This window comes from Chryseobacterium sp. KCF3-3 (genome assembly GCF_045865955.1).
GTDB lineage: Bacteria > Bacteroidota > Bacteroidia > Flavobacteriales > Weeksellaceae > Chryseobacterium.
Genome location: NZ_AP035792.1, coordinates 4267666 through 4282271, shown reverse-complemented (window position 1 = coordinate 4282271; position 14606 = coordinate 4267666). Strand labels below are relative to the sequence as shown.

The 14606-nt window shown below is 35.5% G+C and carries 14 protein-coding genes; 11 read left to right on the top strand and 3 right to left on the bottom strand.

Features of this window, described 5'->3' with window-relative positions:
* Positions 1-42: 42 nt before the first annotated feature.
* Complete coding sequence (locus ACKTTZ_RS19070) at positions 43-471, bottom strand: NIPSNAP family protein (RefSeq protein WP_253318158.1); 429 nt, start codon at positions 469-471, stop codon at positions 43-45.
* 200 nt (positions 472-671) lie between these two features.
* On the opposite strand from ACKTTZ_RS19070, the gene ACKTTZ_RS19065 reads away from it, so the two are divergent.
* Genes ACKTTZ_RS19065 through ACKTTZ_RS19055 form a run of 3 tightly spaced genes read left to right on the top strand, consistent with a single transcriptional unit; the run spans position 672 to position 3589 of the window.
* Positions 672-1274, top strand: coding sequence for a phosphatase PAP2 family protein (locus tag ACKTTZ_RS19065; protein WP_253318159.1), 603 nt, complete (start codon positions 672-674; stop codon positions 1272-1274).
* Between the two features lie 8 nt (positions 1275-1282).
* Entirely contained in the window at positions 1283-1780 is a 498-nt protein-coding gene (locus ACKTTZ_RS19060) for a BlaI/MecI/CopY family transcriptional regulator (RefSeq protein WP_034696716.1), read from the top strand.
* Positions 1781-1804: 24 nt separating this feature from the next.
* Positions 1805-3589, top strand: coding sequence for a DUF4153 domain-containing protein (locus ACKTTZ_RS19055; protein WP_407846355.1), 1785 nt, complete (start codon positions 1805-1807; stop codon positions 3587-3589).
* 67 nt (positions 3590-3656) lie between these two features.
* On the opposite strand, the gene ACKTTZ_RS19050 is transcribed toward ACKTTZ_RS19055, so the two are convergent.
* Together ACKTTZ_RS19050 and ACKTTZ_RS19045 are read right to left on the bottom strand one after the other, a co-directional pair.
* Positions 3657-4406 carry a hypothetical protein gene (locus ACKTTZ_RS19050; RefSeq protein ID WP_051934386.1) on the bottom strand — a complete coding sequence of 250 codons (750 nt, stop codon included), beginning with the start codon at positions 4404-4406 and terminating at the stop codon, positions 3657-3659.
* A gap of 138 nt (positions 4407-4544) precedes the next feature.
* Positions 4545-4895 (bottom strand): RNA-binding protein, encoded by a 351-nt coding sequence (locus ACKTTZ_RS19045; RefSeq protein ID WP_034696719.1) that lies wholly within the window; start codon positions 4893-4895, stop codon positions 4545-4547.
* Between the two features lie 367 nt (positions 4896-5262).
* Between ACKTTZ_RS19045 and ACKTTZ_RS19040 the strand changes: the two genes are divergently transcribed.
* From ACKTTZ_RS19040 to ACKTTZ_RS19005, 8 genes are all read left to right on the top strand, one after another.
* Positions 5263-5676 (top strand): DUF6157 family protein, encoded by a 414-nt coding sequence (locus ACKTTZ_RS19040; RefSeq protein WP_034696720.1) that lies wholly within the window; start codon positions 5263-5265, stop codon positions 5674-5676.
* Positions 5677-5773: 97 nt separating this feature from the next.
* Positions 5774-6169: an acyl-CoA thioesterase gene (locus ACKTTZ_RS19035; protein WP_034696721.1), complete on the top strand. Its 396-nt coding sequence runs from the start codon at positions 5774-5776 to the stop codon at positions 6167-6169.
* Positions 6166-6726: a helix-turn-helix domain-containing protein gene (locus tag ACKTTZ_RS19030; protein WP_407846354.1), complete on the top strand. Its 561-nt coding sequence runs from the start codon at positions 6166-6168 to the stop codon at positions 6724-6726. The genes ACKTTZ_RS19035 and ACKTTZ_RS19030 overlap by 4 nt, the downstream gene beginning before the upstream one ends.
* A 218-nt stretch (positions 6727-6944) precedes the next feature.
* Entirely contained in the window at positions 6945-9806 is a 2862-nt protein-coding gene (locus ACKTTZ_RS19025; RefSeq protein ID WP_407846353.1) for a heavy metal translocating P-type ATPase, read from the top strand.
* A gap of 386 nt (positions 9807-10192) precedes the next feature.
* Entirely contained in the window at positions 10193-11062 is an 870-nt protein-coding gene (locus tag ACKTTZ_RS19020) for a polysaccharide deacetylase family protein (protein WP_034696724.1), read from the top strand.
* A gap of 74 nt (positions 11063-11136) precedes the next feature.
* The gene (locus ACKTTZ_RS19015) at positions 11137-11796 is read left to right on the top strand and encodes a YggS family pyridoxal phosphate-dependent enzyme (RefSeq protein WP_034696725.1); all 660 of its coding nucleotides are present in this window, start codon (positions 11137-11139) and stop codon (positions 11794-11796) included.
* Between the two features lie 56 nt (positions 11797-11852).
* Positions 11853-13037 carry a sigma-54 dependent transcriptional regulator gene (locus tag ACKTTZ_RS19010; protein WP_034696726.1) on the top strand — a complete coding sequence of 395 codons (1185 nt, stop codon included), beginning with the start codon at positions 11853-11855 and terminating at the stop codon, positions 13035-13037.
* A 99-nt stretch (positions 13038-13136) separates the two neighbouring features.
* The gene (locus ACKTTZ_RS19005; RefSeq protein ID WP_407846352.1) at positions 13137-14498 is read left to right on the top strand and encodes an MATE family efflux transporter; all 1362 of its coding nucleotides are present in this window, start codon (positions 13137-13139) and stop codon (positions 14496-14498) included.
* Positions 14499-14606 lie beyond the last annotated feature (108 nt).

Below are 14606 nucleotides of genomic sequence, written 5' to 3'. Positions count from 1 at the left end.
CCTATTTCATTCCTCTTTAATTATTGTTAATATATATTTTGGTTATTTCAACAGCTTCTTTTCCGGAGAAAAATCTGTAAGTTTCAGAGTTCTGTCTTCAATTTCATTAACGAAATTACCATATTGCTTTGCCGTTCTGGCTTTAATTTCCTTCCATTCTTTATCTGCCATAAATCCTTCCCACGCCATTTTCATTGCATCTTCATCTTTCCACTCAAGCAGGTAAACAAATTCTGTTTTTTCATTGAATTCCGATTCCCAGATTGACACAATGGTAAATCCATATTTCTTCATAATTCTCAGTGCGTGATCTCTGAAGCGGTCAAGAAAAACCTGCTTATTTTCTTTTGGAATTTCATAGATTCTTAATTGATGGACAGGTTGTGGTGTAGAAATATTTTCACCTGAAACCTTTTGACCAAAAATTAAATAGCCTGATAATATAAATAAGTATGTGAATAGATATTTCATGATAATAATAATTAAAACAGATCAATTAAAATTAAACATTTCTTGCAAAACTTAATACTCATTTAAAGACGAAAAAATATTTCACTCCATTAAAAACAACTGGTAATCAAACAACTTACCCATTAAATCAACTATTCCATCTCATGGTTTTCATTTGATTTTTGAGGTTATAATAGTATATTTGGTTTTTAAACTTGATTATGGAAGAAAAACAATCTTCATTATTACACAAAATTTCAAAAGTCATCTCTGATTTTTTTAATCCTTTGGTCTCTCTGATCATTTTCTTTATCTATATGAGCATCAGAGAATATTCCCTTAAAGATTCTATGCTTTATTTTCTTCCTGTATTATTAATGATTATTATTCCGGTTGTGATATGGCTGGTGTGGAATGTAAAGACGGGAAGATATACCAATATGGATGTTTCCAACCGTGTTCAAAGGAAAACGCTATATATATTTATTGCAGTCTGTGTGATCGCCTATCTTCTTTTTAATTATATCAGAAACGGATATATAGATCTTGTCATGCTATTTATCCTGGTGCTTCTTTTCGCTCTTCAGATCAGCAATCTTTTTATCAAAAGCTCGATGCATACAGCGTTCAATGTATTTGTAGCAGCGCTCTTTTTCTCATTGGACTGGAAGATAGGTCTTGCGTGGCTGGGAATCGCTATTTTGGTCGGAATCACCCGTATTATTTTAAAAAGACATACCGTAAAAGAGGTATTTATGGGGGCTGGAATAGCTTTTCTGGTATCTTTTATCTATCTTTATTGCAATATTCAATTTCAACATTAGAATACTCTATGAAAATAAATCATCTTACTGCCGCAGAAGAAAACTTTATGAAGCTGTTTTGGAAAATGGAATCTTTCTATCTGAAGGACGTTATGGAGCAGCATCCGGAACCGAAACCACACCAGAACACGGTTTCCACTTATTTGAAAATATTAGTTGAAAAAGGCTATCTATCTACTGTAAAAGAAGGAAGAATCTTCAAATACAGTGTGCTTGTTCCTTTAGAAGGGTATAAAAAATTCCTGTTAAAAGAGCTTTCACATAACTTTTTTAATAACTCAGGGAAGGAAATTCTGGAGCTTTTATTAAGTGAAAAATTAATTTCCCAGGAAGATATGAAGGGCTATTTTGATCTTAAAATTGAAATAAAGCCAGCAAAAGTGGAAGAGCCTAAGTTCGAAGTTGCTGAAGAAATCCTGAATCCTAAAAAAGAAAAGAAAACCAAAGGAAAAGAAAAAGACAAGGACAAAGACAAGGATAAAAAGAAAAAAAAGAAAAAAGATTAATCTAAACCTTAAAAACACCAAATCATGAAAACAAAATTCCAGGAAACTCTAAGCCGGGCCAATAAAGTCATTTTCCGATATCCTATGATTTTGGCAATGGCTTTATTAGCTGCTATTGGCACCATATGCATTGTGGAAACGGAACGTAGTGAAATTACTTCTTATATTAAGTTCACCATTTGTTCATGTCTCGGAATTTCTCTGATGTTTGCACTAAAAATGTTGTCACAGAGAATCGGGAAAGAATTACTACTACACGTATCCGGTATAATTTTCCTTATAGGTTTTTATTACATTCTGCCTGATAAAAAAAACAGCTTTACAGAAGTTTATGCTTACATCATTGCTATTACCGCCCTTCTCTCCCACTTACTGGTATCATTTGTTCCATTTCTGGAGAAAGACAGGGAGCTCAGATTCTGGCAGTACAACAAAAACCTTTTTATCAATATCTTTCTGACCGCCGTATTTACAGGAGTTCTGACAGGCGGTATGGAATTAGCAATCTTAGCCGTTGACAAACTTTTTGACTTTAACTTCCATGACAGAATTTACAGAGATACATTCTTTGTTCTTGCTATTTTTGGAAGCAGTTTTATTTTCCTTTTATTTAATGATAAAGGATTAAATAACCTTGAAAAAGACGGCACCTACCCTGTTGTTTTAAAGTTTTTCACTCAGTTTATTTTAATTCCGTTACTGCTTATCTATGTAACAATTCTTTATTTTTATTCGGTTAAAATATTAATCAACTGGCAGCTTCCAAGAGGCTGGGTTTCTTACCTTGTTTTAGCCTATAGTATTGTGGGTATCCTTGCATTACTTCTGGTTCACCCGTTAAAAGAAGAAAACGCAAAATCCTGGGTCAGAATATTTTCAAAAGCATTCTATTACACCATTGTTCCTTTGATTATTCTGCTTTTCACTGCTATTTTTACCAGAATTTTAGAATATGGATATACAGAACCAAGGTATTTCGTTCTCCTGCTTGCTCTATGGCTGTTAAGTATTGTTGTCTACTTTATTTTCAACAAAAAAGCTACGATAAAGTTCATTCCTGTCAGCTTATTTTTATTTGGCGCTTTTGCATTGATTTTCCCTTACCTTAATGCATTCAGTGTAGCTAAGAGAAGTCAGAAAACAGAATTGATGAATATTTTAAATCAGCATCAACTAATGAGTGCCGGCAAGATTAATTTTCAGAAAAAAGTTACCGATACTGTTCGTAATGAAATTGCTGATAAATTTGAATTTCTGGCTGAAAGAAAGCAAAGTGAATTTCTATCAGCGCTGCTGAACGAAAAAGACCAGGCTGAATTAGCCGATAATATTAAAAAAGGCACATTTTATAGTATCAATTACGATATTCAAAGCAAGTTTTCAGATGTGAATGTCACTGCAAAAAACAGAGCATACGAAATGGACAGACTCGTTCTTGTTCGTGAAGAACAGGCTGTAGAACTCGGGAATTATCAGTATTTAATTTCTTTCCATCGTTATAGCAGAGATCCCCAAAAACTGAATGATGACCAGTTTGAGCTGACAGATCAGCTGACAGAAGAATCCTCATTAAAATTAAGTTTAAATTCTAAAGAAGAAGTAGACTTCGGACCACGGATCATTAAACTATTTGAGGAAAATAAAAACAAGAAAGGAAATGTAGTAATCCCCGAAATTGCTATGGAATCTGATTTAGGAAAGTATCACGTCAAGCTTATTTTCAGTGAAATTACAAGAGAAAAGTATTCTGACAATGACACCGCCAGTATTTATTACGAAAATGTTTACATCCTTATAAGATCAAAATAAATGACCACAAAAAAAGACTGTCCTTCGACAGTCTTTTTTTATTATTGTATGTAACAAAAACTTTTGATTATCTTTGAGTTCCCGAGCTCCATATTGGAGAATTTCTTCCATAAATCACAAGATTTCCGTCATTTTGCACTGTAAGTTTAACGCCTCCTCTGTTTTCTGTATTTGAGCTCCATACAGGTCTGTTATAAGAATCGTAAACCACTAAGTTTCCATCCCCTTGAAATTCAGCTCTGTTACCTTTATTATCAGTTGCTGTAGCCCAAATAGGATTTCCGTTTCTATTAGCCAAAACAAGATTACCATCATCCTGAAATACAAGATAATAACGTCCGTCCGAAGAATACAGCTTAGCGTCCTTACGGAATCTGTATCCAGTAGACACATAATCATTACCTCGATAACGGTCACCACCATTATTATTTCTGATACCTCCCTGCGAAGCCCATAAAGGATTAGAACCATTATAGATTACAAGATTACCATCATCCTGAACTGATAATTTATCAGCTCCCTGACCATCAGTATTTGAACTGAAGGCAACACCATTTCCTCTTGTATACACTACCAGATTACCATCTCTTTGAAAAATTGCTCTCACTCCTCTGTTGGTAGTTTTTGATTCCCATGCAGGGGCACCGGATCTGTTATAAAAAACCAGATTACCGTCGTTCTGGAAGATAAGATAATATCCGTTGTTATCAGCCCAGTACTTTTTATCCTGTCTTAATGTCTGTCCTGCATAAATGCTTTGTGCGTTGACCAGCAACCCACCAAACACCATCATTACTACTAATAAATGTTTTTTCATTATAATTACTTTTTGATTGATTGATAATTTTCTAAAATTATGCCAAAACATCATAATATTTCAACCCAAGTTATAATTAAATGATTTACTGGAAATTAAATTCCATAAAAAAAGCGGCTTAAAAGCCGCTTCATATTTTTACCAACGATTTCCGCCTCCGCCACGGTTGTTACCATAGCCTCCGCCTCTATTGTTGTTGTTACCATAACCTCCACCTCTGTTGTTATCGAAGCTTCTTCTTGGCTTCTCTTCTCTTGGCTTAGCTTCAGATACGTTTAGAGTTTTTCCGTTAAATTCTTTTTGGTTAAGAGCTTCAATAGCTTGCTTTCCTTCTTCATCACCCATTTCTACGAAACCGAAACCTCTGGAACGACCAGTTTCTCTGTCTGTAACGATTTTAGCTGATGATACATCACCAAATTCTGCGAATAGATCGTGCAACTCATACTCTTTAGTTGCGTAATTGATGTTTGAAACAAAAATGTTCATTTTAAATAAATTAAAAAATTAATAAAAATTTGGTATATAAAAGAAAAACAACATAAATTAATGAACAAATATTGATTCCAAATATAAACGTATGCAAGATACAATTAAAAATTTCAAATCAAAGCTTTTTTTAAATATTTCTCACATTATGTTGAATCTAAAAACAAAAAAAGCACACAAAACAAGTTTAATCAATTGATATACAATTAATTAAACAAAAATAAATTTTATTATAAAATTAGTTAAAAATTTAAAACAAATGCTAACGTTGAGCCCTCAAAATCAAGTTAATATGATATACAACATTCTATTTATCAACTTCCTTACCGCCCTATTCTTCATAAAATTTTAAAACCTGAACCTAAATATGAAACTATACACCACAAATTATACCAACACACTCATTGAAGCTGCCGAAGATTGTCCTGTTTTCCGGGCGCAGATTCCTCCTGAAAAGAAGGAAAAAACACTCGCCAATCTGCAATATGAGAAACTTATAAAAAGTCCTTATCAATATTCTTCCGATGATCTAATTTTTGAATGCTATGCCATTAAAAATGAAATTTCAGAAAACGAGAAAGAGGATGAAAGGAAAAAGTTCTTTTCCAAAGGCCAGCCTTGCCTCCGTTGTTCTCCTTTAGCGAAAAAATATGGATTTGGATTCCATCATAATATAGAAGGGAAAGTTGCTCTGGTTGCTATAGAAAGTGAAGAATATCAAATATTGCTGAATGATTCTTCGATAGCAAAAACGAAAGCCATGCGTTCCAAAAGAAAATGATTGAGAAAATGAATGATTCTTTTCAGATCAATAAATACTATTCTTTTGAAAAGATCAGCTTTTAACACTAAATTTGTACTGCAAATTATTAAAAGATATGAACTACCATACCAGAAAATGGGTAAAACCCGAAGACTTAAATCCCAATCATTCACTTTTCGGAGGAAGACTTCTTCAATGGATTGATGAAGAAGCTGCACTTTATGCTATCATTCAGTTAGAAAACACAAAAGTAGTCACAAAATTTATTTCTGAAATCAACTTTGTCAGCTCAGCCAAACAAGGAGATATTATAGAAATAGGAATTGAAGCCACTCATTTCGGATCTTCTTCTATTACTTTAAGATGTGATGTAAGAAATAAAATGACTCATCAAACCATCATTACTGTAGAAAGAATTGTTATGGTAAACCTTAACGAAGAAGGCAATCCTGCTCCTCATGGCAAAACCCAGATAGAATTCGTAAAAGACAGGTTAAACAACAGCCTATGAAGATTTTCATAAAGAATATGGTCTGCAACAGATGCATTGCGGCAGTAGAAAATATTTTCCGTAGTGCAGATGTAAAGACAGCTAATATCTTACTGGGAGAAGTAGAAACGGAAGCTGATGTTTCTCCTGAAAAAATGCAGATCATAGAAAAAGAACTGCTTGATACAGGGTTTGAAAGAATTATGGATTCTGCTCATCAGACTGTGGAAAAAATCAAAAATCTGATCATTGTAAAAATAAGCGACCTTGATATCTCGGAAGACTTCCTGCTTTCCGAATTTTTAAGTTCAAAACTTCACAAGGATTACAGTGCTCTTTCCAAAACATTTTCTCAAAACGAAAATATCACATTAGAGCAATTCTTCATTCTTCAGAAAATAGAAAAGGTAAAAGAGCTTCTTTTATACAATGAATTCAATCTTACTGAAATTGCAGGAAAGCTTGGTTATAAAAGTGTACAACACCTTTCTTCCCAGTTCAGGAATACAACAGGATTCACTCCTACGGAATTCAAAAAACTCAAAGAACACAATCGTAAAGCGCTTGATAATCTATAAGTTTGAGTGTTTGAGCGTTTAGGGGTGAAAGAGTTAAATATTCCTATCTCACTTACAAACTCTCAAACGCTCACACAATACAACTCTCAAACCCTCTTACTCTTATACTCTCCCACTCTCAAACTCTCTCACTCCACCTAATTTTATAACTATTATCCTTAAATTTATAACAACCTTAGGTTTCCATTTTGGAAATTTGTACTATAAATTTAAGAATCATGGAACAACAGTATAAAATACTCGGAATGACCTGTTCCGGCTGCCAGAAAAAAATTTCCAATCAACTGAACAGTGTTGATGGTGTTAAAGCCGATGTAAATCTGGAAAACAATACCGCAACCATCACTTCTGATCATGGAGTGAAACTTTCGGTATTAAATGATGCCCTGGCAGAAATAGGAAAATACAGACTTGAAGATCCAAGCCATCCTGAGACAGCATTTGTAAAACCTCAGGACCGCGTATCTCCGTCTTCGGTATACTATTGTCCAATGGAATGTGAAGGAGATAAAGTATATTTCAAACAGGGCGAAAGATGCCCTGTCTGCAAAATGTATCTGGTTCCTATTGAGGAAAAACTGGCAAAAGATCCTAATCACAAACCTGCTTATTCAGCAACAAACCTTCCTGAAAACTTTAAAAACAGCATTGGGAAATATTATTGCCCTATGTTTTGTGAGGGGGATAAAGTGTACGATGACAAAGGAGACTGTCCGGTTTGTCATATGCATCTGGAACCTGTCACTGAGGAACTTGTTCATAAAGGAAGTTCACACCAGCATCATTCTCACTCCCACGCTCACCAGCATCATGATCACCACCATCATCACGAAGCTCCTAAAGTAACTGATGAAATGGCAGGCAGATATTACTGTCCGATGTATTGTGAAGGTGATAAAACCTATGATTCCAATGTAGGATGTCCCGTTTGTGGAATGGATCTTGTAAAGTATCCGGAAAAGAAAACCGCAAAATACACCTGTCCTATGCATCCGGAAATCATTCGTGATGAACCGGGAGACTGCCCGATCTGCGGAATGGATCTGGTAAGAATGCCGGACAGCAGTGATGATGATGAAGATGAAACCTATACTCTATTAAAAAGGAAATTCATTACTTCATTAGCATTTACCATTCCGGTTTTTATTCTTTCAATGGGTGGAATGTTTATCAATTTCCCTTTCTCTCATCAGATTCAGGGATTTATTGAACTTGCATTAACCCTTCCGGTGATGTTTTATTCCGGCTGGTTCTTATTGAAAAGAGGATGGGTTTCCTTCAAAACATGGAACCTCAATATGTTCAGTCTTATTGCTCTGGGAGTTGCTGCAGCATTTATTTTCAGTATTGTTGCCCTGATATTTCCAGACATTATTCCACATGAAATCCGTGGACATAATCATGAAATCCCTTTATATTTTGAGGCGGTCTGTGTGATTTTAACCCTTGTTATTTTAGGTCAGCTGATGGAAGCGGCAGCTCATAAAAAAACAGGCAATGCCATCAAAGAATTAATGAACCTTTCACCTGATGAAGCCAACCTTATGGTAAATGGTGAAGAAAAGAAAGTTCTGCTTTCTCAGGTAAAAATAGGAGATTTATTAAAAGTAAAACCTGGTGAAAAAATTCCCGTGGATGGAAAAATCACTGAAGGTAATTCTATTGTAGACGAAAGTATGATTACAGGAGAACCTGTTCCTGTTGAAAAAAATGTAGATGACAAAGTATCTTCCGGAACCATCAACGGTAATCAGGTATTTATTATGAAGGCGGAAAAAGTAGGTGACGAAACCTTGCTTTCCCAAATCATTAAAATGGTGAATGAAGCCAGCCGCAGCAAAGCTCCTATCCAGAAACTTACAGATAAGGTTTCAAAAGTATTTGTCCCTGTGGTAATTCTTATTGCTGTACTTACTTTCATCCTGTGGCAGTTTTTCGGTCCGGAAGGAAAAAGAACTTTATTTGCTTTCGTAAATGCGGTTGCCGTTTTAATTGTGGCTTGTCCTTGTGCCCTTGGGCTGGCAACTCCAATGTCCTTAATGGTAGGAATAGGAAAAGGTGCTAAAAACGGAATCCTTATCAAAAATGCGGAAGCTCTTGAGCAGATGAATAAAGTAAATGTTTTGATTACTGATAAAACAGGAACTTTAACAGAAGGAAAGCCTTCCGTAGAACATATTGAAACCGTAAACGGAGACCGGAATCAGATTTTAAAAATGGCTTTTTCTTTGAATCAAAATTCTGAACATCCACTTTCCAATGCCGTAATAAAAAGAGCAAAAGAAGAGAATCTGACGGCTGAAAAAGTAGACCAGTTTGAGAATATCTCCGGAAAAGGAGTGAAAGGAAATATCAACGGAAAAACAGCTTATCTTGGAAATGAAAGTCTCCTGACCTCGCATCAGATCATGATTCCTGACAGCTTAAAACAGAAAGCTGTAGAAGTTCAGTCTAAAGCCCATACGATTTCCTATATTGCACAGGATCATCAGGTGCTGGGATTTGTAAGTTTTACAGATAAAATCAAAGAGAGTTCCAAAAAAGCTGTTAAACAGTTGATGAGTGAAGGAATAGACGTCATCATGATGACCGGAGATAATGAACATACCGCCAAAGCTGTTGCTGATGAATTAGGAATTAAACATTTCAAAGCCAACTGCCTTCCTGAAGATAAACTCAATGAGGTAAAGAAACTTCAACAGCAGGGTAAAATCGTAGCGATGACCGGAGACGGAATCAATGACTCTCCTGCCCTTGCACAATCTGATGTGGGAATTGCTATGGGAACAGGAACAGACGTTGCGATTGAAAGTGCTGAGATCACTTTATTGAAAGGAGATATCTTAGGCGTTGCAAAAGCAAAGTTACTGAGTGAAAAGCTCCTCAAAAACATTAAAGAGAACCTGTTCTTTGCTTTCATTTATAATGTTTTAGGAGTTCCGGTAGCTGCAGGGTTATTGTATCCGTTCTTTGGAATTCTTTTATCACCAATGATTGCAGCTGCAGCCATGAGCTTCAGTTCATTATCTGTAATTCTGAATTCATTAAGATTAAATTCCGTGGATCTGAATATTAAATAATAGAAATCTTTACAAATAAAGAATAAAAGCAGCCCGTTCATAAGGCTGCTTTTTTGTATGTTTAAAGAAAGTAAAGTCTCAAATACCCCAAAAACACTCTTGTCAAAAAAAGATTGTGTTAAAATAAAAATAATTCCCCGCAAAAGGAAATTGCAATCATCTCAAAGAAAATAGAGAAAAACAATCGGTTTCATATTTATAAATGTTAAAACATAAAGAAAACAAAATCATAAATTAACAATCCATCAGCTGATGGAAATACGCTTTAAAATAAAGTTCTTAAAATAAACTTAAAAAGAAAAATAACTGCACAGCTTGGCATATAATTTGTTAATTTTCATCTGTTATTTTTAACGATTTTTAACAACTTAAACTCCATTATTTTTATGAGAAAAATTTTTGCGGGAAAGTCTAAAAATATGACTTTTCTCGGGATGGTTGTATTGATGAGTACAACTTCGGCTTTATTGAACAGCTGTAATTTCAAGAATGAAGTGAATAATGACCCCGTCGTCAGTTCACAGGAACATCCTTCCGCAGAAATAGTCTCCAATAATATGGATGATGAAAGCGTAGATCCGGATAAAAGAGTGATCTACCTTACCTTTGATGACGGACCTAATCAGGGAACCGAAAATCTTTTAAAAATCCTGGACAAGAGAAATGTTTGTGCCACTGCGTTTCTGGTAGGGAAACATGCTTATGGAAGTAAAAAACAGAAGGATGATCTGCTATTGCTTAAGCAAAATCCGTTGGTAGAACTTGCCAATCACAGTTTCTCTCATGCCCACAACAAATACACAGATTTTTATAAAAATGCTGATGCTGTGGTTCACGATTTTGATATCGCCAAAGACAGTTTGAAGCTTACCGATAAAATAGCAAGAACTCCCGGAAGAAATATCTGGAGGCTCAACAATATCAATGTAACAGATATTAAAAGTTCCACTTTAGCAGCAGATGGCCTTAAAAAAGCCGGTTATAAAGTAATTGGCTGGGATCTTGAATGGAGACCTTCTCAAAAAATGACTTTAAAAGGAAGTCATGAAGCCATGATCAAGAAAGTAGACAGTATTTTCCTGAACGACCTTGAGAAGACTTCAAGACATCTGGTATTCCTTACTCACGACCAGTATCTGAGAGATGCAGACTCTATCAATGAACTGGATATGTTTATTGAAAAATTACAGAAGAGCAACAAGTTTGTGTTCAGAAAAATCTCTCAGTATCCTAAGATCAATGAGGTCCTGAATTAATTTTACAGTAAAAGTACCGTGTAAAATGTATTCATAACTGGCAACTGTCAGGGAATTTTCGGAAATTTGCATCTATGAGTATTAAAGAAAATTATAAAGCTATAAAAGACCAGCTGCCATCAAATGTTCAGCTGGTTGCTGTTTCAAAAACACATCCGGCTTCCGCAGTACAGGAAGTATATGATCTCGGGCAAAAGGTTTTTGGAGAAAATAAAGTACAGGAACTGATGGAAAAAGCTCCTCTTCTTCCTCAGGATATCCAATGGCACCTAATTGGTCATTTACAGACCAACAAAGTGAAGTACATTGCTTCTTTCATAGATACCATACAAAGTGTGGATTCTGAAAAATTATTGACAGAAATCAATAAAGAAGCAGGAAAGCACAACAGGAAGATTAAAGTTCTTCTGCAAGTAAAAATCGCAGCAGAAGAAAGTAAGTTCGGACTTGAAATTTCTGAAGCGAAAGATCTTTTCCAACAATCTATTGAAGGCAATTTTCCCAATGTGGAAATTAATGGTTTAATGGGAATGGCAACATTCACAGATGATGAGCAGCAGGTTAGAAATGAATTTTTAACCCTGAAAAAGCTTTTTGATGAATTAAATCAATTAAAAACATTAAATACCTTATCAATGGGGATGAGTGACGATTTCCCGATAGCGATCGAGTGTGGAGCTAACTCTGTGAGGGTTGGATCTGCCATTTTTGGGAAAAGAGACTACTCGAAATAGAATATTTAGGTACAGTTTTTGCTAATAATTGAAACAAAAAATTTAAATTTGCAACTATGCAAAAAATCCTTATAGTAGAAGACGAAAAAGCAATCTCGGGAGTACTTCACAGTATTCTTTCGGATGAACTAACCGATTATGAATTTGTTATTGCCGAAGACGGCCTTGAAGGTTACAAACAGGTAGAAAAAGAAGATTTCGCCCTAGTGATTTCTGATATTAAAATGCCTAAGCTTTCAGGAACTGAGCTTTTGAAACAAAGTCTTGCATTAAAACCAGAAACTACTTTTATCATGATCTCAGGACACGCAGACATTGATTCCGCTGTTTCCTGTTTGAAAGAGGGCGCATATGATTTTATCTCCAAACCCATTGATATCAACAGACTTATTACAAGTGTGAAAAATGCATTGGTGAAAGAAACCCTGAAGAAAGAAAACAAAAATCTCCAGACTGAAAATAAAACTTTAAAGAGAAAAGTAAGTAAAAAATACCAGATGATCGGTACCTCTCCTGCTCTTCAAAAGATCCAGGATATGATTGAAAAGGTAGCTGCTTCTGATGCCAGAGTTCTGATCACAGGACCTAACGGTGCAGGAAAAGAACTGGTTGCTCATGCAATCCACAATCAGAGTGAGCGTGCAAGAGGCCCTATGATAGAGGTAAACTGTGCTGCTATTCCATCTGAACTTATTGAGTCTGAACTTTTCGGACACGTAAAAGGATCTTTTACAGGTGCTATTAAAGATAAGCAGGGAAAATTTGAGCAGGCCAATGGCGGTACCATCTTCCTTGACGAGATTGGAGATATGAGCCTTATTGCTCAGGCTAAAGTATTGAGAGCGCTACAGGAAAGCAAAGTTTCTCCTGTAGGAAGTGATAAAGAAATCAAAGTTGACGTAAGAGTAATTGCGGCAACCAATAAAAATATGCAGAAAGAAATTGAGGAAGGAAAATTCAGAGAAGACCTTTACCACAGACTTTCTGTTATTGAAATCTATGTTCCACCGTTGGATGAAAGAAAAGAGGATATCAAATTATTGGTTGAACATTTTTCTGGTATGATTGCTGATGAACACGGTACTTCTGCGAAAAAGTTTGAGGATAAAGCTATTGATGCTTTAAAAGCGCTTTCATGGACTGGAAATATCAGAGAATTAAGGAATGTTGTAGAGAGGTTGATTATTCTTGGTGGAAACACTGTTTCTGAAGGTGACGTTGCAAGTTTTGTAAGGAAATAATAAAGCTATTATTTACAATATATAAAAATTTGCAGTGTTCCACTGCAAATTTTTTTTTGATCCAATTTGAATTATAAACTATATGAATCTTAAAATATTATGAACTTTTTAAACAAAAATTATACAAAAGAATGCCTGACTTTGGCTCTGCCTGTAATGCTTACTCAGGTGGGGCAAGTTTCAGTAAACTTATTCGATAATATTATTGTCGGACAACTTTTGGGTGCCGATGCACTGGCATCTGTTTCATTGGGGAATGCTGTATTCTTCTCCATATTTGTATTAGCATTAGGCTTTTCATTTGCTATCCCTCCATTGGTTTCGGAAGCACATTCGAGAGAGGATCATGCTACGATCAATTCTGTATTCAGCCACGGTTTTATCATCAACATGTCTGTAGGAGTAATCCTGATGGTCATTCTCCTTTTGGGAATGCCACTCCTCTATCATTCCGGACAGCCTGCCAAGATCATTCCTGATACGGTAAGCTTCCTAAGCATAATGGTAGTGAGTATGATTCCGATTATGGCATTTCAGACGCTTCGTGAAGTTTCTGAAGGTTTATCCTATACCATTGGAGTTACCAAAGCAACCATTATTGCCAATATCATCAATATTGCTTTAAACTATGTCTTTATCAAAGGGCTTTGGGGAATTCCGGCAATGGGCGTACAGGGATCTGCATTGGCAACCTTGATTTCCAGAATTTTCATGGTGGTTTTTCTTTATTTTGTTTTGGTAAAAGAAAAAAGAACAAGACGTTATATCAAAGATTTTTCTTTAAAAATTCAGGATTTTTCAAAACAGATGTTTGATAAAATGGTAAGACTCGGATTACCTACAGCTTTACAGATGTTTTTTGAAGTAACCGCTTTTGCCGGAGCAGCATTTATCTGTGGACTGATTTCTGCTCACGATATTGCTTCTCACCAGATTGCTTTAAGCATGGCTTCATTTACCTTCAATTTATGTGTAGGGTTCAGTGTTGCTTCTACCGTAATGATTGGTAGAAAACTGGGTGAACAGAATTTTGTTGAATTGAGAAAAGTAGGAATCAACAACCTGAAAATCGCCTTTATTTTCATGTGTATCTGTGGATTGGTATTTATTTTAGGCAGAAACATACTCCCGACTTTCTTCACGAAAAAAGAAGAAGTGGAAGTTATTACCCTGGCTGCAAAACTCATGATTATCGCTGCTTTATTCCAGCTTTCTGACGGAATTCAGGTGACCGCTTTAGGAATGCTGAGAGGGTTACAGGATGTGAAAATCCCTTCTATTTATACCTTCATTGCCTATTGGGTAATTACTATTCCTTTAGGATATTTCTTGTGTGTTACTTTAGAGATGGGCGCATTCGGAATGTGGATCGCACTTGGACTGGGATTAACAGTCTCCGCTGTTTTCCTGGTAAAACGATTCCTGAATATGTCTGCGAAAAGAATTAAGCAGAATTCATAAAAATAAAAAGGCTGTTTCAATATTTGAGACAGCCCTTTTTATATTCGTTAATTTACAACAGAACAGTGAGCTATGCCCTTTCTATATATTTATATAATTATGCATATT

Excerpts from the sequence above, each read along its gene's own strand:
- ACKTTZ_RS19040 (WP_034696720.1), top strand. The coding sequence starts at position 5,263 with ATGAAACTATACACCACAAATTATACCAACACACTCATTGAAGCTGCC.
- ACKTTZ_RS19015 (WP_034696725.1), top strand. The coding sequence starts at position 11,137 with ATGAGTATTAAAGAAAATTATAAAGCTATAAAAGACCAGCTGCCATCA.
- ACKTTZ_RS19030 (WP_407846354.1), top strand. The coding sequence starts at position 6,166 with ATGAAGATTTTCATAAAGAATATGGTCTGCAACAGATGCATTGCGGCA.
- ACKTTZ_RS19010 (WP_034696726.1), top strand. The coding sequence starts at position 11,853 with ATGCAAAAAATCCTTATAGTAGAAGACGAAAAAGCAATCTCGGGAGTA.
- ACKTTZ_RS19020 (WP_034696724.1), top strand. The coding sequence starts at position 10,193 with ATGAGAAAAATTTTTGCGGGAAAGTCTAAAAATATGACTTTTCTCGGG.
- ACKTTZ_RS19065 (WP_253318159.1), top strand. The coding sequence starts at position 672 with ATGGAAGAAAAACAATCTTCATTATTACACAAAATTTCAAAAGTCATC.
- ACKTTZ_RS19045 (WP_034696719.1), bottom strand. The coding sequence starts at position 4,895 with ATGAACATTTTTGTTTCAAACATCAATTACGCAACTAAAGAGTATGAG.
- ACKTTZ_RS19050 (WP_051934386.1), bottom strand. The coding sequence starts at position 4,406 with ATGAAAAAACATTTATTAGTAGTAATGATGGTGTTTGGTGGGTTGCTG.
- ACKTTZ_RS19055 (WP_407846355.1), top strand. The coding sequence starts at position 1,805 with ATGAAAACAAAATTCCAGGAAACTCTAAGCCGGGCCAATAAAGTCATT.
- ACKTTZ_RS19070 (WP_253318158.1), bottom strand. The coding sequence starts at position 471 with ATGAAATATCTATTCACATACTTATTTATATTATCAGGCTATTTAATT.
- ACKTTZ_RS19025 (WP_407846353.1), top strand. The coding sequence starts at position 6,945 with ATGGAACAACAGTATAAAATACTCGGAATGACCTGTTCCGGCTGCCAG.
- ACKTTZ_RS19060 (WP_034696716.1), top strand. The coding sequence starts at position 1,283 with ATGAAAATAAATCATCTTACTGCCGCAGAAGAAAACTTTATGAAGCTG.
- ACKTTZ_RS19035 (WP_034696721.1), top strand. The coding sequence starts at position 5,774 with ATGAACTACCATACCAGAAAATGGGTAAAACCCGAAGACTTAAATCCC.
- ACKTTZ_RS19005 (WP_407846352.1), top strand. The coding sequence starts at position 13,137 with ATGAACTTTTTAAACAAAAATTATACAAAAGAATGCCTGACTTTGGCT.